We start from the raw sequence: 17821 nt of genomic DNA, 5'->3' as shown, positions 1-17821 counted from the left end.
CGGCTCTTGCTCAGGATTTTACGGTGCAACAGCCCGTGAGCTCGTCGCGGACGTGTTCGATCAACGCCATCAGGTCTTCGGACTTCCGGGCCAGCCGATCGTTCGCGACTTGGGTCCGGTATTCCGCGCGGATCACCCGAATGCACTTGTCGGCGGTGTCGAGCGTCAGGAGCATGCGCGTCAAGTCATCTTGGGTCCGGATGCTCGCCAGATCGAGGTTTGACAGGACATGCCCGATGCCGTCGAGCCGTATTATAGCGGCATCGCCGGGCGTTCTCGCTCGAATGGCGCGATGGTCGATGCTGCTGAATGCGCTGAACATGTCGATGCTTCCCCGTTGAATGCAGACTTCAGTGCAGGTTCTGCTTTGAACGGCACCGCGGGACTGGCAATACGCTCAGCTATCGGCAATCAGCGCGGATCGACTATCCGGTATTCTACCGGATTCGGAATATGAGAGCGATCGACGGTAACATCTAACGGAAATAACGCGGCAATTCGCCCCGCTTCAATGCAGATATGCGTCCAGAGCGGCTCAGGAGCCGGGGCGGAACACAGTGGGCCGTTGCCGCGCAAAAGTCTGCCGGCCGCTCTTGAAGCCCATTGCGACATCCGGCAGCTCGGCGACGGCGAAGCGGCTGTCTTGCGTATCGAGCACGATGAGATCGGCGGGGTTTCCGACCTTGATGCCGTAATCCCCAAGGTTCATCAGCCGCGCCGGCAGCTCGGTCACGAGATCAAGGCAGGTATCGAAGTCGTTCACCGAGGCATGCGCGACGTTGGCGTAGAAATTCGCCATTCGCAGCAGTGAGGCATCGCCGAACGGCGTGAAGGGATTGAGCACGTTGTTGGTCGCGATCGAGCACAGCACGCCGTCGGCGGCGAGCTTGTGGGCGAGCGTCAGCCCGCGTGGCGCGTTGTGGGTCGCTTCCCGCCCCATCAGGTACAGATCGGTTGCCGGCAGCACGGTGACGGCAACGCCAGCCTTGGCCAGCTGCGCGGTGGCGGCCCTCAGCCGCTCCGGTGGCAGTGCGGAGAGTTTCGTGGCGTGGCCGATTGCCACGCGCCCCCCATAGTTGCGCCGCTCGGTCTGCCGGCAGACCTCGTCGAGGTGCCACCAGGAGGGATCGAGATCGAAATCGAGATGGAGATCGACGTCCAGGTCGAACGCCTCGGCGAGGTCGAAGATGCGTGCGAGATGGGCGTTCGGGTCGGTGTCCGTGTAGGGGCAGCCGCCGATCACCTCCCCACCATCGCGCAGCGCCTGGATCAGAAGCTCCTCGCTGCCGGGATCGTTGGTGAGGCCTTCCTGCGGAAAGACACAGAGCGACAGGTCGATCGCCCAGGCATAGTCACGCTTCAGCGCCTTCACCGCCTCGAAGCCGCGCAATCCGATGCGGGGATCGATCTCGACGTGGGTTCGCATGCGCGTGGTGCCGTGGACGATGGCACGTTCGAGTACCCGGGCGCCGCGCGCGTAGACGTCCTCGACCGAGAAACCCTTCTTCATCTCGGAGAGGGCGCGGATCGCTTCGGAGACGCTGCCGTGATCATGCCCGCAGCGGCCGAGCAGGCAGGCCTTGTCGAGATGGATGTGGCTGTCGACGAAGCCGGGCAGGGCGAGGCGTCCGCCGACATCGACTTCGGCGGCCTCGCAAGCGAGCGTCGGTTCGATGGCGGTGATCCGGCCGCGCGTGACGCCGATGTCCATCGGGTCGGCGGCACCACGCAGCAAGGCGTTGCGAAAGATGAGGTCAAAGGCGGATTGGGCGGTCATGGCTCTTGCGGAAGGAATTTAGTGCATTCGGCCGCGTTTGGCGGCTCCAGATTGTCGGCAGTGTAGCGACGGAAATGTTCAAAATATATGCACGTATTCCCCGAGAGCGGCGCTAGTATTCGCAAGCCCTGGAGAATGAGCCATGTCCGCTGCCGCAAAAGCCGAAGCCGGCCCGTCGTCCGACGCCGAGATCGTGGAAGCCTATCTCACGGCGTCGATGATCCCCGATCCGGACGCCGCGGCTGCCTATATGGCGCCGGGCACGGTGATCACCTTTACCGGTGGGCGCGAGTTCGATCATCCGCGCGGCCCGACCGCTTTCAACGCCAAGCGCTACCGCTGGGTCAAGAAGAAGATGGACCGTTTCGACGTCTGCCCCGGCGACGGCGAGACCGTGGTCTATAGCGTCGGCACGCTCTACGGCGAATGGATGGATGGGTCCGCGTTCGAGGGCAACCGCTATGTCGACCGCTTCGTGGTGCGGAATGGCCAGATCACCAAGATGGACGTCTGGAACGACAGCGCCGAGCGGATCCTGGTCCAGCGCGGCATCGACGCGTAAGCGCCATCCTGGCGCTTGAGCGCCCCGACTCCAGGGGGACAAAAGGCCGGTCCACCCTATCGCAAGCCGCGATAGCTGATAGGTGCAAGCTCGTCTGGCGGCTGCCGCGCGCCTGCGCTATCAACGGCGCGATTGCTGCGCCCGGCATGGGGGCGCAAGCCTCCTCAAGGAGTTCCCGATGCGTTTACCCACCGTTGTCCTGGCCCTCACATGCCTTGCAACTGCCGCCTCCGCCGAAGACCTGTCGGGTACGCTTCAGAAGGTCAAAGAGACCAAGAAAATCACGCTGGGCTACCAGGAGGCCTCGGTCCCGTTCAGTTATCTCGACGGCAACCAGAAGCCGGTCGGCTTTGCCATGGATATCTGCCTCAGGATCGTGGATGCCGTGAAGAAGCAGCTCGGTATACCCGACATCGCCGTCGACACCCTCGCCGTGACATCGTCGAACCGGATTCCGCTGATGGTCAACGGGACGCTCGACCTGCATTGCTCGGCGACCACCAACAATGCCGATCGCCAGAAGCAGGTCGCCTTCACCAACACGCACTTCCTCAGCGCCACGCGATCTGCGGCCAAGAAAGCCGCAAAGATCAACACCATCGACGATCTCAAGGGCAAAGCGGTGACGGCGGTGGCCGGCTCGGTCAACCTGACGCAGCTCGCCAAGGTTAACACCGAGCGCAATCTCGGCATCAATGTGATGCCGGCCAAGGACCAGGCCGAAGCTTTCCTGCTGCTGGAAACCGATCGCGCCCAAGCCTACGCGCTCGACGACGTGCAGCTCGCGGTCGCGATCGCGCGCTCGAAAGAACCACAGCTCTTCATGATTAGCGAGGAGACCTTCTCGAAGCCGGAGCCTTACGGGATCATGCTACGGCGGGAGGACGCGCCGTTCAAGGCGCTCGCCGACCGCGCGACTGCAGAGCTGTACGCGAGCCCGGAGATCGAGGCCCTCTACAAGAAGTGGCTGGAATCGCCGACGCCGCCGAACGGCCTCAATTACAACGTCCCGATGTCGGGCGCCTTGCGCAACGCCTTCAAGAAGCCGAGCTCAAGCTTCGATCCCGATGTGTACGTGGTGAATTGAGTGAGGGCGCCACGGCGCTGGTTGTAATCGGGCTGCGTGTCATCCTGCCCTCGCTCCTTGCGGGAGAGGGCAGCTCCGCTGGTTGATGCAGCTCACTGGGGTGAGGGGTTTGTCTCCGCGGAAGCAGACCCCTCATCCGGCGCTTCGCGCCACCTTCTGCCGCAAGGGGAGAAGGAAAGAGAGCGAGCCGCACGGGCGGAATGCTTGCGACGCTAGGCGTTCGAATATTTCTTCAGCTCGAACCGCGCGATCTGGTTCCTGTGGACTTCGTCCGGGCCGTCGGCGAGACGCAGCAAACGCGCGGTCGCATAGGCCTGGGTCAATCCAAAGTCGTTCGACGTGCCGCCGCCGCCATGGGCCTGGATCGCCCAGTCGATGATCTGGCAAGCCATGTTGGGCACGGCGACCTTGATCATCGCGATCTCCGCTGTCGCCACCTTGTTGCCGACGGTGTCCATCGCGTATGCGGCGTTGAGCGTCAGCAGCCGGGCCTGCTCGATCATGATGCGGGCCTCTGCGATGCGCTCCTGCGTCACCGTCTGCTCGGAAACCGGCTTGCCAAAGGCGACGCGGCTGCGCACCCTCCGGCACATCTTCTCCAGCGTGCGTTCGGAAAGCCCGATCAGCCGCATGCAATGGTGGATGCGGCCGGGGCCGAGGCGGCCCTGCGCGATCTCGAAACCGCGGCCTTCGCCCAGCAGCATGTTCTCCTTGGGGACACGCACGTTGGTGAAGACGACCTCGGAGGCACGGTCGGGCACGCCGTAGAAGCCGAACACGGGCAGGGCACGCTTGACCTCGACGCCCGCTGTGTCCATCGGCACCAGGATCATGGATTGCTGCTTGTGGCGGTCCGCATTGTCGGGATCGGTCTTGCCCATGAAGATGCAGATCTTGCAGCGCGGGTCGGTCGCGTTGGTGGTATACCATTTGCGGCCGTTGATGACGTAATGGTCGCCCTCGCGAACGATCGAGCTTTCGATGTTGGTCGCATCGGATGAGGCGACGGCAGGCTCGGTCATGGCGAAGCAGGAGCGGATTTCGCCTGCGAGCAGCGGCTTCAGCCAGCGCTCCTTGTCCTCCTTCGTGCCATAGCGCTCCAGCACCTCCATGTTGCCCGTGTCGGGCGCCGAACAGTTGAAGACTTCGGGTGCGAGATGCGAGCGGCCCATGACCTCGCAGAGCGGGGCATATTCGAGATTGGTCAGGCCGGCACCGTGGCCGGAGTCCGGCAGGAACAGATTCCAGAGGCCTTCGGCGCGCGCCAGCGGCTTCAGCTCCTCGACGACCGGATAGACTTTCCAGGGACCCAGCTCCTCCGCCTCGCGATAAAAGCGCTCCTCATTAGGATAGATGTGCCGATCCATGAAACTGTCGAGCTTGCGCTTGAGCTCGACGACTTTGGGGGACATCGGGTAGAGCATCTTTGGCCTCCTCGATCGATGGGCGGGGCGATGCGCGGTCGGCTCAAGCGACGCGATACTCTCTGAATTTCTCGCGCAGGGCCGATTTGAGCACCTTGCCGGTGCCGGTCATCGGGAATTCGTCCAGAAATTCGACGGCGTCAGGCATCCACCAGCTCGCGATTTTCGGACGCATGTGGTCGAGCAACGTCTTGCCGTCGACGGTCGCGCCCTTTTTGCGGACGACGAGGAGCAGCGGCCGCTCCTGCCATTTCTCATGGTTGATCGCGACCACGGCGGCTTGCAGCACATCGGGGTGAGACAAGGCCACGTCCTCGAGTTGGATCGAGGAGATCCATTCGCCGCCGGACTTGATCACGTCCTTGGAGCGGTCGGTCAGCGTGACGTGGCCCTGGGGGTCGATTACGGCCATGTCGCCGGTGATCAGCCAGCCGTCGCGGTCGAGGCCTTCGTCGAGTTTCATGTAGCCGGACGCAACCCACGGTCCCCGCGCGCGCAGATGGCCGACGCTCTTGCCGTCACGCGGCAGCTCGTTGCCGCCGTCGTCGACGATGCGCAAGGCGGTGCCGAAACAGGCGCGGCCGGACACCTGGCGGCGCTCGAACTTCTCCTTGTCGTCGAGATGCTCGGAGCCTGGCCGCAAGCCCGGCATCGAGCAGCCCAAGGCTTCGGTCATGCCCCAGGCCTGGACGTAGTCGATGTCATATTCGCGCTTGAGCTTCTCGACCATAGCGCGCGGCGGCGCCGAGCCCGACGACAATGTTGCACGAAGTGTCGAGAACCTGTTGCCGGTGCGCCCGAGCCAGTCGAGCAGGATCAGCCAGAAGCTCGGTACGCCCGCCGACAGCGTCACCTTCTCGCCTTCGAGCAGTTCATAAAGCTTGTCGGGCTCGTAATTGCGACCGGGCAGCACCAGCTTCGAGCCGGTATAGGGCGCGGTGAACGGCATGTTCCAGCCGTTACCGTGGAACAGCGGCGCCATCGGCATCATCACCTCGCGCACGCCTTCCAGGTGCCCGGGCAGGAAGTCGAAATTGCAGGAGACCATGGTCTGCAGGATCGCGGCGCGGTGCGAATAGATCACGCCCTTCGGATTGCCCGTCGTGCCGGAGGTGTAGCAGATGGTGGACGCCGATTTTTCGTCGAACTCCGGCCAGGCGAAGCCGGCGTCGTTCTCGTTCTCCAGCAGCTCCTCGTAGCAATGCACGTTGGCAAGCTTGGTCTGCGGCATCCGCTCGCGCGAGCACATCACGACATAGGCTTCGATCGATGTGAGCTGCGGCGCGATCGCCTCCACGATCGGCAGCGTGGCACGGTCGATGAACAGCAGCCGGTCCTCGGCATGATTGACGATGTAGACGAGTTGTTCGGGAAACAGCCGCGGGTTGATGGTGTGCAGCACATATCCCATGCCCGGCGCGGCGTAGAACATCTCGAAATGCCGGTGCGTATTCCAGGCCAGCGTGCCGACGCGGTCACCGGACATCATGCCGAGCCTCTTGAGCGCCAACGCCATGCGCTTGATGCGCGGATGTGCGTCGGCATAGGTATAGCGATGGATGTCGCCTTCGATCTCGCGCGCGACGACCTCAGCCTCGCCGTGATAGTCGGCGGCATACTGGATCAGGCCGCTGATCAGGAGCGGCATATCCATCATCAATCCCTGCATCGTCTCCTCCGGACCGCCATGTCGCTGCATGACGTACGCTTGTGATGTGCGCTTGAGGTTAGCGGAACGCCACGCGACGTTCACGCAAAAAGCGAGAGACGCGATTGCATGCGTCACTTTTTCAGGGCTAACTGATGCGAGCTGCCGGCGAAGCAGTGTCCGCCGGGGGAGGAAACGGATGTCAGCGCAAAGACACAAGACCGGCGCAGCCGGCGAATCTACAATCGACATTGCCGCACTCCGAGCGCGCTATCGCGACGAGCGCGATCGCCGTCTGCGCGCCGAAGGCAAGGCGCAATATGTCGAAGTGACCGGCGAGTTCGGGCGCTATCTCGACGATCCCTGGGCCAATTCCGGATTTGCCCGCGAGGCCGTCAGCGAACAGACCGAGGTGCTGATCGTGGGCGGCGGCTTCGGCGGCCTTTTGTGTGGCGCGCGACTGCGCGAAGCTGGCATCGATGATTTCCGGGTCGTGGAAAAGGCCGCCGATTTCGGCGGCACCTGGTACTGGAATCGCTACCCCGGTGCGGCCTGCGATACCGAGAGCTACATCTACCTGCCGTTGCTGGAAGAGACTGGCTACATGCCGGTGCGCAAATATGCGCGAGCCCCCGAGATCTACGAGCATTCGCGCCGCATCGGCCGTCATTTCGGCCTCTATGAGCGCGCGCTGTTTCAGACCGTCATCACCCACATGGAATGGCGGGAGCAGGAGGCACGCTGGCTGGTCGAGACAGATCGCGGTGATTGCATCCGCGCGCGCTTCGTCATCCTTGCTGGCGGCCCGCTGAGCCGTCCGAAGCTGCCGGGCATTCCCGGTATCGAAAGCTTCAAGGGACACAGCTTCCACACCAGCCGCTGGGATTACGCCTACACCGGCGGCACGGCCGAAGGTGATCTTAGTGGTCTTGGCGACAAACGCGTCGGTATCATCGGCACCGGGGCCACCGCCGTGCAATGTGTGCCGCATCTCGGCCGCTCGGCCAAGGAGCTCTACGTCTTCCAGCGTACGCCGTCGGCGATCGGCGTGCGCGACGACCGCCCGACGGATCAGAGCTGGGCGCAGGGGCTCAGGCCCGGCTGGCAGCGCGAACGCATGGACAATTTCACCGCCGTGATCTCGGGCGAGCCATTCGAACAGGATCTGGTGCAGGACGGCTGGACCGGCCTGCTCGGCGAGATCCTGCTGGCGCCGCGCCGCCAGCCGCAGCCGGTGACTTCGATCGAGGAGGCGCTCAAGGTCATCGAGCAGGCCGATTATCGCAAGATGGAAGAGATCCGAGCGCGCGTCGATGCGATCGTCAAGGATGAGGCGACGGCTTCGGCGTTGAAACCCTGGTACAAGGCATTCTGCAAACGGCCGTGTTTCCACGACGAATATCTCGACACCTTCAATCGTCCCAACGTGCATCTCGTCGACACCAGGGGACAGGGCGTCGAGCGCATCACCGAGAACGCGGTCGTGGTCGACGGCAGGGCTTATGAGCTCGACTGCCTGATCTATGCCAGCGGCTTCGAGGTCGGCACCGACTACGCCCGCCGCATGGGCTTTGAGGTCTACGGCCGTGACGGCGTGAGCCTGTCGGCGCGCTGGCGCGATGGCGTCAAGACGCTGCACGGCTTCTACAGTCGCGGCTTCCCGAATTGCTTCCTGATCGTCATGGTGCAGGCCGGCCAGAGCGCCAACTTCCCGCACATCATCGACGAGCAGTCGCAGCACATCGCCTATGTGATAGCCGAGGCGCGCAAGCGCAAAGCCCGGACGCTGGAGCCGACGCTCGATGCCGAGAACGCCTGGGTCGAGGAGGTGGTCAAAGCTGCGCTCGGCCGCCAGACCTATCTCGCCGAATGCACGCCCGGCTATTACAACAATGAAGGCGTGTTCGATCCGATCGCGGCGAGAAACAGCCAGTATTGGCGCGGGCCGGTGGCATTCCTGCGGCTGCTGGACAAGTGGCGCCAGGAGGGCAATTTGGATGGACTGGAACTGTCGTATGATCACGCCATGGAGTCGGCGCCTTCGTCCGGGTAAGCTCGGGCATTGGATCACCCAGGGAGAGGACGTCGGACATGATCAGGGGCAGAACTGTAGCTGCGGCGGTTTTTGGGGCGATGACGCTGCTCGGCTGCCTGGCGCCCGCCGCCCACGCCGCGCAATGCGGCAGTTCGTCGGCCGGCTTCGAGGCCTGGAAGAGCGAGTTCAGCGCGGAGGCGCAGGGCAAGGGCGTCGGCCAGACTGCGCTCTCGGCGCTGATGCAGACCAATTACGCCAGTGCCACCATCGCGGCCGACCGTGGCCAGCGCAGCTTCTCGCTGACGCTCGACCAGTTCCTCGCCAAGCGCGGCGCCACCACCATCGTTGCCAAGGGTCGCCAGCTCAAGCAGTCGCAAGCCGCCTTGTTCACCTCGATCCAGCAGCGCTATGGCGTCCCGCCGGGGCCGCTGATCGCGATCTGGGGCATGGAGACCGGGTTCGGCAGCCAGCGCGGCAACCAGAACATGCTCTCTTCGATCGCGACGCTCGCCTATGACTGCCGCCGTCCCGAATTCTTCACTGAGCAGCTCTATGCGGCGCTGAAGCTGATCGATCGGGGCACGCTGTCGGGGGCAACCCGCGGCTCGATGCACGGCGAAGTCGGTCAGACCCAGTTCATGCCCAAGAACATCCTGGCCTACGGCACCGGCAATCTCGAAGTTGCCGCCAATGCGCTGAACTCGACGGCGAATTTCCTCAAGGCCCATGGCTGGCGTGCAGGAGCGGGTTACCAGCCGGGCGAGCCGAATTTCGCTGCCATCGAAGCCTGGAATGCCGCCGGCGTTTATCAGAAAGCGATCGCCCTGATGGGACGGCAGATCGACGAGGGCGGAGGTACGGCCGCCTCGCGCTGACCAGAGCCGCGTTTCGAAGGGGCTCAAGCTTCTTGGTTTTGGCGCGTTTGCTTTATGCGAACCGGCATCCACTTCGCTTGAGAACGCTCCTGCTCAGCAAGGCGTGATGCGCCGGCAAGAGAAAGTTGTTGCCAACTGGAACCGACGGCACGAGGTTTGCTTTGATCGAACAGGGCTGGGCATGAGGAGACTCAACATGGCAACCCAGATCGTGATGGACCAGACTGGCGACACGCGCCACGAGTTTGATCCTGGCAATGCCGAAGCGCTGGCGCGAGCCGAGCGGCGCTTTCGGGAGCTGACCGGAGCGGGCTTCACCGCCGCGCTGCGAACCGGACCTGGCGAAGTCACCCGGATCCGATCGTTTGACCCGACCGCGCAGGAAACGCTGTTCTATCCCCGCCTGGTTGGCGGTTGATCTGAGCTGCTCATGATCGCGGCAGTTTGGCTCCGTGGGCCGGCGCGTGCGCGTCTGCATGCGCTCCGCGAACTCTATCGGCGCTTCTTCGGCGAGAACACGCCGGATGCTCGCGGTCGCCGGCTCCTGGCCGAATGGCTGTCACCGGCGCAGCGCGCCCAATTCGAGCAGCACCGGTATTTCGATGTCGTCGGCGGCGATACCGGCAAGACCTATCGCATCCATTATGGCACCGCCGCCAACGTCCATGAGATCGACGAGGCCGGAAATGCGACGATGGGGTGGTGCTTCGTCCCGTCAGGCTTTCTCGTTCCCGGCGACGTGATGCTCGCACAGAAGATCGCGCTCGAAACCGACGAAAGGGGAGCTCTCGCGCTCGCCAACAGGTTTCCGCCAGCGACGCATTCGGAGCACTTCTACCGGCGGCCGTTCTAGGGCGTGGGCTATCAGTAATGGGTGGAGCGATAGGCATCCACCGCGTGCGCTGCAAAGACGCCGACGCTGCAAAGCGCGAGCAAGGCCGAGATCAGCTCGATCATAGTTCGTCCTCCTGCGGCGGCAGGGCGACGAGGTGCTGACAGCAGGAATAATCCCAGATCAGGTTGAGGAAGAATTGCATGGTGGCCGTCCCTGTATGCTTTTGACAACGAGATAACCGACCATCTGTTTCAGGCGTGTTTCGTCGCATCTGGAAACGGGTTTCTTGGGGAACCCCGGGCTGGTTTGTGCGCTGCGGAGCCGCTACATCCCGCTCTTGCTCAATCCCATTAGCCGCGAGGCGGCGCATCACATTGCGAGGCGAAATCATGGCGCAGGTCGAGTGGTTCGACGATCTCACCATTGGAATGCAGTTCAAATCCCCCGAAGTTCACGTCACCGAGGCCGACATCAAGCGGTTCGCGGCCGAGTTCGATCCGCAGCCGATGCATCTCGACCACGAAGCCGCCAAGCAGACCCTGTTCAGGGGTCTCGCTGCCTCGGGATGGCACACCGCCGCGATTGCCATGAGCCTCGCGATCCAGACCCGTCCGTTCGGCCCGCATCCGCTGATCGGTGCCGGCGTCGACGGGCTGCGCTGGACCATCCCGGTGCGGCCCGGCGACCGCCTGCATCTGGTCGGGGAGGTCATGAGCCTGACGCCATCGAAGTCGAAGCCGCAGGGCATCGCACTGGTGAAATGGACGATGTTCAATCAGAACGGCGAGGAGGTTTACACCTTCACCCCGATCGCGATCGTGCCGCGGCGAACCGCCTGAAGCCCTTGCGGGTCACCGGCAGAGGTGGTCATCTCTGTCCGGGGAACACGCTGGAGGCTGACATGAAACGACCTCTTCTCGCCGCCGGGCTGCTGGCCGGCGCCTTGAGTGCCGTCGCTTTGACCGCAAGACCGGTGCAGGCGCAACAATCCAAGGTCGGCGACTGGACCATCGAAAAGCGTACGCAGGACGCGCATTGCAATGCGAGCCGCGGCTACAAGGACAAGGAAGACGAGAACCGGGACTACGTCATCGTCGTCACCTATTCCGAGAAAGCTATCGTCATCGTCATGATCTATGACGGCTGGGAGTGGGACAAGGTGGGCGAGATCCTCCGGGCCGATGTCGGCACCGATGACGCCGATATCATGAAGAAGGCCAAGTGGGAGGTCATGGACAAGACCACCGTTCGCGGCATCTTCGAATACGATCAGTCCATGATGGACCGGCTGTCCAGGGCCAAGCGTCTCTCGCTCGATTTCGAGGACGATGACGACGACAGCATCGAGATGCAGGTGCCGCGTGCCGGTGAAGCGCTGGCGGCATTGAAATTCTGCGAGGAGAATCGCAAGTAAATTGCCGGAGCCGAATGCGAGGCCGGCGGGATCGGTGGCGACAGGGTTCTGCGGTGCGCGCGCTGCCTGACGCATCGCACGCGTGACTCATCGCATACAGTCCGCGCGCTGTTCGCATTTATCCTAGTCTTTGGCGAAAACGTCCAAGCCGCATCCTGCGGTTGACGTTACGCAAGGACGATGTTCGATATTCCAGCATTTCGTTGCAACGTTTTCTCCCCGTCGAAGGCGGCCATTGAACGGCCCGTCTCCTTCGCCAGTCCCCGGATCGCGATCTTTCTCGCGCGCCCGAGCCATACGCAGATTGCGTCGTCCGGCCGATGACAATCCTCCACGCAAATCGATTCTCGTCCCTTGTCGGCGAGATCTACGACGCCGCGGTCGATCCCGCGCTGCGCAGCGGGGTGCTGGAACAGGTTTCGCATTTCGTCGGCGGATGTGCCGCGACCATCCTGTCCAGGGACAGAGCCAGGCTCTCGATCGAGATCCACGAGCATTTTGGCACCGAATCCCGCTTCCGCCAGCTTTATCGCGACCGATATGTGGAGCTGGACCCTCTGCTCGATCGCCATTTTACGCTCGTGGCGGAGCAGACGATCGGCGTAGCCGACATCATGCCTCAGGCGGATTTCCTGGCAACGAGCTTCTATCGCGAGTGGGTGGAACCGCAAGGAGCGATAGACCTTGCAACCGTTGCACTCGAGAAGTCGGACACGCGCACCACAATCCTGCAGGTGTTGCGCCACCGGTCGCGCGGAATGGTTGACGAGCCGATGCGTGAGCGCATGCGGCTGCTGGCGCCGCACCTTCAGCGCTCCAGGATCATGGGCCGACAGATCAGGGCACGCTCGCATACCGTGGACGACCTTGCCGAGGTCTTGGATGGGCTGAGCACGGCGATCTGCCTGCTCGACGCAGATGGTCGGGTCGTCCATGCCAACGCAGCATGCCGCGGGCTGTTCGCCGATGCCAGCCTGCTCGCAATGGTCGGCGACCGGATCGTGGCCCGCAACACCCAGACCGACAAAATATTCCGCGGCCTGAGCGAAATCGATGCAGGCAACGAAACTCGTTCCGCCGCCCGCCGTCAGATCGAGCTTGCGACATCAGTCGATGGACAGCATTATCTGCTCCACGCCTTTCCCTTGAAGCGCTATCGCATTCCATCGCGAGATGCTGCAGCCACGGTGCTGTTCGTTCAGAAGGCATCGGCGGCGACATGGCTCGCGGCTGATGCGATTGCGGCGGCCTTCAGGCTGACACCGTCCGAACTGCGTGTTTTAATGGCCATTATCGAGATTGGCGGTGTCCCCGACATTGCGGCAAAGCTCGGCATCGCCGAGACGACGGTGAAGACGCATCTCGGGCGCCTGTTCGAGAAGACCGGCGCCGGCAGGCAGGCCGACCTAGTCAAGATCGCCACCGGCTTTGCCGTTCCATTCGCGCATCGAACGAATGGCGGTGACGACGCCGTGTGATCCATTTCACAAGGCTCGCCGATACGTGCCGCGATCTCAATGCATTGTGATGAGCCGAGCTCCCGTGTCCTCCGAATGCAGGACGCGAGTCATTTGATACTTTCGTATATCGCGATCCAGAAAAGTGAAGAGCAGCAAGCGCCACGAAGAGATGCGACGACGGCGTCAAACGCGAGTGTGAGGAAACGACAGCGCACGGCCGGACCTGCTCGTCGGTTGGAGGATTGCAGTGAGCCAGTTTGATTTTTCCATTATTAATGTTTCGACGAACGAAATTCCCGAAAACGAGCGTATCCCGCTGCTTCGCGATTTCTACTGCCGCGGGGTGTTGAAGGCGGAGGTCGAGGCGAGAGAAGGAAAGCCGGCTACGGCGAGCTTCACGTCCCACGTCTTGCCGGAAGCCCAATTGCTGATCGGAGGATTGTGCGGAGCGCGCGTCAGTCGCACCAAACACCTGGTTGCCGATGGCGACGACAGCCTGGCCCTGATCGTGAATCGATCTGGCGTACTTGGAATATCCGAGCGGGGACACGATCTGAGCCTTCGTGCAGGGGAGGCGGTCCTGACCAGCGCGGAGGACGTCACGACGTTCGAGCGATTGTCGCTGGGTAGCTGCTTCTCCCTACGCGTGCCGAGACGCGTGCTGGCGCCGATGATCGTGGATGTCGATGACGCCGTAATGCGTGTCATGCCGGAGAGCTCGACAGGACTTCGATTGCTGGTCAACTATGCGGAGACACTGGTGCGGGAGAAGGCGTTCGCGACGCCAAATTTGCGCCAGCTCGGGGTCGGGCATCTGCACGATCTTCTGGCAATCGTTCTCGGTGCCACCAACGAGCCCCGGGAGCTGGCCGGGCGGCGCGGCGTGAAGGCGGCACGGCTGCAGAAGGCCAAAGTCTCCATCGCCAACAATTGCTGGCGGCAGGACCTGTCGGTGGCCACAGTCGCCCAGGAGCTCGGCGTGACGCCGCGTTATCTCCAGCGCCTGTTCGAGGCCGACGGCAAGACGTTCTCGTCCTTCGTGATCGAACAACGCGTCAAGCGCGCCCATCGCATGTTGCGGGAACCCGGATACGCCGAGCGGACGGTCAGCTCGATCGCCTACGATGTCGGCTTCGGCGATCTCTCCTATTTTAACCGCTGCTTCCGTCGAACTTATGGCGCCACGCCCAGTGACGTCAGGAGCGGCGAAATGTCGTGACCGCGCACGACTGAGTTTCAAGTCAAATGCCGCTTGGAGACGGCAGGGGCGGGCGTGCGCCGCCCCCAGTTGGAGTGTTGCATGCGCCGTTTTTTCTTTGATCTTATGATCGGCAATATCGTGAAGATCGATCCGGGCGGCATGGTGTTCGAATGCCCCGAAGCGACATTCGTGGTGGCCAACGAGATGGCAAGCCACCTGTTCGTCTGGCGCGACGATTTGCGCGACCGCGATGCCTGCATCCGGGTCAGAAACGCCGACGGGCGCGAGATCTATCGCGCCGCGGTCTGGTCGGAGAATCTGGAGAAGGTCGGCTGGGACGAGATGTGAGCATCCCGGTGCGGTATCGCGACTCTGCATCAGTAGCACCCGAAACGAATATCCGCTCGTTACCGGCCGACGCCTCATCCGATCGGAGGATGCCGCATGCTGTGGTTGTGGTATGCTTGGTGATATTGATCACCCAGGCCATTTATAGCCATGCACGGACCACGGAAACTGCCCGACCTGGTCGAGGCCATCTACGATGCCGGGCTCGATCCCTCGCTGTGGAATAACGTCGTCACCGGCATCCGCGACTTCGTCGGCGGCCAGGCCTGCGGGCTGTTTTCCAAGGACTCGATCAGCAAATTCGGCGTCACGCACTATTATTGCGGGGCGGACCCGCACTACATCCGGCTCTATTCCGAGACGCATTCGAAGTTCGATCCGCTGACGGTCCTGCCGCCGCATGGCCAGATCGTCAGCATCCCGGATCTCGTCAATTTCGATGAATATCGGCGAGGACGCTTTTACCAGGAATGGATGCGGCCGCAGGGTTGCAGCGATGCGGCTAACGTCGTGCTCGAGAATTCGAATGCGAGCTGCCCCGTGATGATGACGGTGCTGTCGGGCCGCCGGATGGTGGATCCGGTGATGAAGCAGCGCCTCTCGCTGATCTTGCCGCACGCCAGCCGAGCGTTGCTGATCAACCGCGCCATGATCTCGCAACTGACGCTGGCGACGGCGTTGGCGGAGGTCCTGGACAATTTGGCCTGTGGCATCTTCCTGCTCGATGGCTTCTGCCGGGTGGTGCACGCGAATTCCGCAGGGCACGCCTTGCTTGCGGCCGACGATCTGGTTCGGTCCGTTGCCGGGCAATTGGTGACCAGCAGTGCGGAGGCCAATCAGACACTGTGGGAAGCGTTCGCGACCCGCCATGAAATTGCGCTGCTTGCCGCAAAGGGGCATGCGTTTTCGCTGCTTTCGCCTTCGGGCGAGCGCTACGTCGCGCACATCCTGCCGCTGTCGTCCGTCCTGCGGGACGGCAGCGAGCGGGTGGTCGATGCCGTCGGTGCGCTGCTGCTGCGTAAGGTATCGCTCGGCGGACAGTCCTATGGCGAATTGATCGCGCGGACATTCGACCTTACGCCGGCCGAGCTGCGCGTGTTCCTGTCGATCGTCGAGGTTGGCGGCGTCCCGGAGACGGCGGTCGCGCTTGGTATCGCGGAAACGACGGCGAAGACGCATCTGCATCGCGTGTTCGCCAAGACGGGCGTTTCGCGTCAGGCCGATCTCGTTAAGCTCGCGGCAGGATTCTCCAATCCGCTTGTGAATTAGACTGTTGAATTTTGCCTTCACGATTGAACCTTTCGCTCCCGCGAAAGACTCACGGAAGCCGCCAGGCATGAAGAACATTTCGCCATCTCCATGTGTCACCATTGGCTCTTCCGATGCCCCGACCTCCAAAACCGTCCGAGTTGATCGAGACTATCTATGACGCGGGTCTCCACCCGGAGTTGTGGAGCGAGGTCGTTGTCAAACTCAATGCCTTCATTGGCAGCCAAGCCTGTGGTCTGATTTCGAAGGACCCGGTCAGCAAATCAGGCGCGACGCATTATTATTGCGGGGTCGATCCGTACTACATTCAGCTCTATGCGGAGACCTACTCCCGATACGACCCGCTTGCTCGGCTTCCGCGCTATGGCGAGGTGCGCAATATCCCTCTCGTGGATTTCGACGAATACCGCCGCGGCCGCTTCTACCAGGAATGGCTGCGCCCCCAGGGCTGCGTCGACGTCGCCAACGTGGTGCTGGAGCAGTCGAAGTCGCCGTGTCCGATGCTAATGACCGTGATCCCGGGCAGGGAGATGCTCGGCGCGGAACAGCGGGCGCGAATGCAGTTCCTGGCTCCGCATGCGAGCCGGGCGCTGTTGATCAACCGGGCGATCGAGCGGAAGCAGCAGCGCGCGGTCGCGCTTGCCGACGTCGTGGACCGACTGAATGCCGGTGTCATCCTGCTCGATTCGACCTGTCATATCATCCACAGCAATCCGGCCGCGGCGACGATCCTAGACGTCGACGATGTCCTGCGGTCTGTCTCGGGCAGGTTGGTGGCAAGATCTTCCGCTGCTAATTCAGCCTTGCGCGATATTTTCCGTGACACCAGCGAGGCCGCGTTGGCGGCATCTTCGGGACGGAAAATTCCGTTGATGTCGCATGACGGTTCCTACTACGTCGCGCAAATCATCGCGCTGCCATCATTGCTGCGCGACGGGGTGGCCGAGCGCAGTTCGGCAGTGGGAGCCCTGTTCATCTGGAAAGCGGAACTCGACGGCCGCTCGTGTGCCGGGCTCATTGACCGCACCTTCGAGCTCACGCCTGCCGAACTGAGGGTCTTGCAGTCAATCGTCGATGTCGGCGGCGTGCCGGAGACGGCGGTTGCGCTCGGTATCGCCGAGACGACGGTGAAGACGCATCTGCATCGCGTGTTCGCCAAGACCGGCGTTTCTCGTCAGGCCGATCTCGTCAAGCTCGCAGCTGGATTTTCCAATCCGCTCGTGCACTGAGACGCGTTCAAAAACGCAGGCGAGTCGCCGTAGCTCGCAATAGGTTCAATCACAAGCATCATTAGAAAATTATCGCACGTCGTTCGATCGAATGACGCGATTTTCCGCGTTGTCTTCTACTAGACGTCACACGATCTGTTGTTCGACCTACCAGACATTGTTGTGAAGCAACTCACTGCGAGCGGAAACGAATTCCGTCAATCTCTCGTGCAGGTTGAGAGGAGATTGTCATGCGGACGGCGTCACCAGTTCTGACAGGAAGATTCCGCGATATCGTCGCCCGCATGGGCGCGGTACTCCGCGCGCAGCGGGAAATCGACGCGGAGCGCGTGTTGCGGCGCTATCGCCACCTGCTGGACCAGCCGCACGAAGCGCCGTGTTTGAATGAAATTATTCCCGTTTCCCGTGAAGAGGATATCTTTGAAAATGCCAACGGAGTTGATCCGCGCGAGCGCACGAGCGACCACCCCAAATTCGAACGTGCGTAACGCCAGCATCGTCGCAATCGCGCTGACGGCAGCGCTCGTCGCTCTCGAACTGGTCGGCCTCGCGATGCTGGAGCGATCTCATGCTTACGCGCAGCCGTCGGTTCCACTCGTGCCGACCGTTTGCACCGAGAGCACCGATGTCCCCGTCTCGCAAATTCCCTACGATTGA

General features: G+C 62.4%; 20 protein-coding genes. 15 read left to right on the top strand and 5 right to left on the bottom strand.

Annotation, left to right across the window (positions count from 1 at the left end; translation table 11 throughout):
* Window positions 1-10: 10 nt before the first annotated feature.
* Together IVA93_RS22495 and IVA93_RS22490 are read right to left on the bottom strand one after the other, a co-directional pair.
* A complete protein-coding gene (locus IVA93_RS22495) occupies window positions 11-322 on the bottom strand; it encodes a hypothetical protein (protein ID WP_018459293.1) in 312 nt (103 codons plus the stop codon).
* A gap of 213 nt (window positions 323-535) precedes the next feature.
* A complete protein-coding gene (locus tag IVA93_RS22490) occupies window positions 536-1777 on the bottom strand; it encodes an amidohydrolase family protein (protein ID WP_247789233.1) in 1242 nt (413 codons plus the stop codon).
* A 142-nt stretch (window positions 1778-1919) separates the two neighbouring features.
* Between IVA93_RS22490 and IVA93_RS22485 the strand changes: the two genes are divergently transcribed.
* Window positions 1920-2339 (top strand): nuclear transport factor 2 family protein, encoded by a 420-nt coding sequence (locus IVA93_RS22485; protein ID WP_018459291.1) that lies wholly within the window; start codon window positions 1920-1922, stop codon window positions 2337-2339.
* A gap of 178 nt (window positions 2340-2517) precedes the next feature.
* Window positions 2518-3426: an amino acid ABC transporter substrate-binding protein gene (locus tag IVA93_RS22480; RefSeq protein ID WP_018459290.1), complete on the top strand. Its 909-nt coding sequence runs from the start codon at window positions 2518-2520 to the stop codon at window positions 3424-3426.
* Between the two features lie 212 nt (window positions 3427-3638).
* Here the strand turns inward: IVA93_RS22480 and IVA93_RS22475 are convergent, their stop codons facing one another.
* Window positions 3639-4850: an acyl-CoA dehydrogenase family protein gene (locus tag IVA93_RS22475; protein ID WP_018459289.1), complete on the bottom strand. Its 1212-nt coding sequence runs from the start codon at window positions 4848-4850 to the stop codon at window positions 3639-3641.
* Between the two features lie 43 nt (window positions 4851-4893).
* Window positions 4894-6519, bottom strand: coding sequence for a long-chain fatty acid--CoA ligase (locus tag IVA93_RS22470; RefSeq protein ID WP_026233773.1), 1626 nt, complete (start codon window positions 6517-6519; stop codon window positions 4894-4896).
* A gap of 178 nt (window positions 6520-6697) precedes the next feature.
* Here IVA93_RS22470 and IVA93_RS22465 point away from each other — a divergent pair, with 178 nt between their 5' ends.
* The 4 genes from IVA93_RS22465 (at window position 6698) to IVA93_RS22450 (ending at window position 10261) form a co-directional block, all read left to right on the top strand.
* A complete protein-coding gene (locus tag IVA93_RS22465) occupies window positions 6698-8551 on the top strand; it encodes a flavin-containing monooxygenase (RefSeq protein ID WP_018459287.1) in 1854 nt (617 codons plus the stop codon).
* A 38-nt stretch (window positions 8552-8589) separates the two neighbouring features.
* On the top strand, window positions 8590-9408 hold the full coding sequence (locus IVA93_RS22460; protein ID WP_026233772.1) for a lytic murein transglycosylase: 819 nt from the start codon (window positions 8590-8592) through the stop codon (window positions 9406-9408).
* A 196-nt stretch (window positions 9409-9604) separates the two neighbouring features.
* Window positions 9605-9826, top strand: a complete 222-nt coding sequence (locus IVA93_RS22455; protein ID WP_007592399.1) for a hypothetical protein — start codon at window positions 9605-9607, stop codon at window positions 9824-9826.
* A gap of 12 nt (window positions 9827-9838) precedes the next feature.
* Window positions 9839-10261, top strand: a complete 423-nt coding sequence (locus IVA93_RS22450; protein WP_018459285.1) for a hypothetical protein — start codon at window positions 9839-9841, stop codon at window positions 10259-10261.
* 100 nt (window positions 10262-10361) lie between these two features.
* Here the strand turns inward: IVA93_RS22450 and IVA93_RS22445 are convergent, their stop codons facing one another.
* Window positions 10362-10634 carry a hypothetical protein gene (locus IVA93_RS22445; RefSeq protein ID WP_018459283.1) on the bottom strand — a complete coding sequence of 91 codons (273 nt, stop codon included), beginning with the start codon at window positions 10632-10634 and terminating at the stop codon, window positions 10362-10364.
* On the opposite strand from IVA93_RS22445, the gene IVA93_RS22440 reads away from it, so the two are divergent.
* From IVA93_RS22440 to IVA93_RS22400, 9 genes are all read left to right on the top strand, one after another.
* Window positions 10633-11082, top strand: coding sequence for a MaoC family dehydratase (locus IVA93_RS22440; RefSeq protein WP_018459282.1), 450 nt, complete (start codon window positions 10633-10635; stop codon window positions 11080-11082). The two genes, IVA93_RS22445 and IVA93_RS22440, sit on opposite strands and share 2 nt — an antisense overlap.
* 62 nt (window positions 11083-11144) lie before the next feature.
* Entirely contained in the window at window positions 11145-11657 is a 513-nt protein-coding gene (locus tag IVA93_RS22435; protein WP_247297580.1) for a hypothetical protein, read from the top strand.
* A gap of 320 nt (window positions 11658-11977) precedes the next feature.
* Entirely contained in the window at window positions 11978-13135 is a 1158-nt protein-coding gene (locus tag IVA93_RS22430) for a helix-turn-helix transcriptional regulator (protein ID WP_247369189.1), read from the top strand.
* A 229-nt stretch (window positions 13136-13364) separates the two neighbouring features.
* Complete coding sequence (locus IVA93_RS22425; RefSeq protein WP_018459279.1) at window positions 13365-14336, top strand: helix-turn-helix transcriptional regulator; 972 nt, start codon at window positions 13365-13367, stop codon at window positions 14334-14336.
* 81 nt (window positions 14337-14417) lie between these two features.
* Window positions 14418-14666 (top strand): DUF6894 family protein, encoded by a 249-nt coding sequence (locus tag IVA93_RS22420; protein WP_204510928.1) that lies wholly within the window; start codon window positions 14418-14420, stop codon window positions 14664-14666.
* 150 nt (window positions 14667-14816) lie between these two features.
* Window positions 14817-15935, top strand: a complete 1119-nt coding sequence (locus tag IVA93_RS22415; RefSeq protein WP_247369193.1) for a helix-turn-helix transcriptional regulator — start codon at window positions 14817-14819, stop codon at window positions 15933-15935.
* A 113-nt stretch (window positions 15936-16048) separates the two neighbouring features.
* On the top strand, window positions 16049-17164 hold the full coding sequence (locus IVA93_RS22410) for a helix-turn-helix transcriptional regulator (RefSeq protein WP_247789232.1): 1116 nt from the start codon (window positions 16049-16051) through the stop codon (window positions 17162-17164).
* 230 nt (window positions 17165-17394) lie between these two features.
* Window positions 17395-17652, top strand: a complete 258-nt coding sequence (locus IVA93_RS22405) for a hypothetical protein (RefSeq protein WP_085352780.1) — start codon at window positions 17395-17397, stop codon at window positions 17650-17652.
* A complete protein-coding gene (locus IVA93_RS22400) occupies window positions 17645-17821 on the top strand; it encodes a hypothetical protein (protein WP_231188607.1) in 177 nt (58 codons plus the stop codon). The genes IVA93_RS22405 and IVA93_RS22400 overlap by 8 nt, the downstream gene beginning before the upstream one ends.

It is taken from the genome of Bradyrhizobium sp. 155, from assembly GCF_023101105.1.
Taxonomy (GTDB): domain Bacteria; phylum Pseudomonadota; class Alphaproteobacteria; order Rhizobiales; family Xanthobacteraceae; genus Bradyrhizobium; species Bradyrhizobium canariense_D.
The sequence above is the reverse complement of the archived record's forward strand: the minus strand, read 5'-3'. Positions and strand labels throughout refer to the sequence as shown.